At 44.0% G+C, this 586-nt stretch carries 1 protein-coding gene; it reads left to right on the top strand.

The annotated features are described in order from the left end of the window. Positions 1–35 precede the first annotated feature (35 nt). Positions 36–554 carry a GNAT family N-acetyltransferase gene (locus GOU96_RS18140; protein WP_002044925.1) on the top strand — a complete coding sequence of 173 codons (519 nt, stop codon included), beginning with the start codon at positions 36–38 and terminating at the stop codon, positions 552–554. The last annotated feature ends 32 nt before the right edge of the window (positions 555–586 follow it).

Genomic DNA, 586 nt, shown 5'->3' with positions numbered 1-586 from the left:
TAGGCGGGCGTTATGTGACAGGGAAGTTTAGTGGAATGAAAATACTCTCAGATCGTTTAATGATGTCTCCAATATCAGCAGATGATTGGACATTGTTTTATGAGCTTCATACTAATCCTGCGGTGATTTCACTTTGCTTCGACCAACCGAGTGTGTTGGAAATCGAGTCTAAATTTCAGTCTCGACTTGAGCATTGGACTCCAGATTCCGAACACTGGCTATGCTTGGTCATTTCTGAATTAAAAACAGGTCACAAAGTCGGTATTACTGGCTTTTGTCTGCGAAACGGTGTGGCCGAAGTTGGTTTCATGCTTCTGCCTAGTTTTTACGGCAATGGCTATGGTACTGAGTCGTTGCAAGCACTGATTGATTATTCGGCGAAACATTTCGGCCTCGAAGGTTTTATGGCTGTCGTGACTGAAGGTAATATTGGCTCTGAAAAAGTGTTAGCCAAAAGTGGATTCACCTTACACAGAATTGTTCCTGATGCTTATGAAATCGGCGGTCAAAGGTATGCGGATCACATCTACATCATGGGAAGAATTGTCACATAACAAACGCCTCAAGCGGGACTGTCAACGCGCGG

Origin of the sequence: Vibrio sp. R-1 (genome assembly GCF_035615595.1) — a bacterium.
Lineage (GTDB): Bacteria > Pseudomonadota > Gammaproteobacteria > Enterobacterales > Vibrionaceae > Vibrio > Vibrio cholerae.
This window is presented reverse-complemented; position numbering and strand designations above follow the sequence as displayed.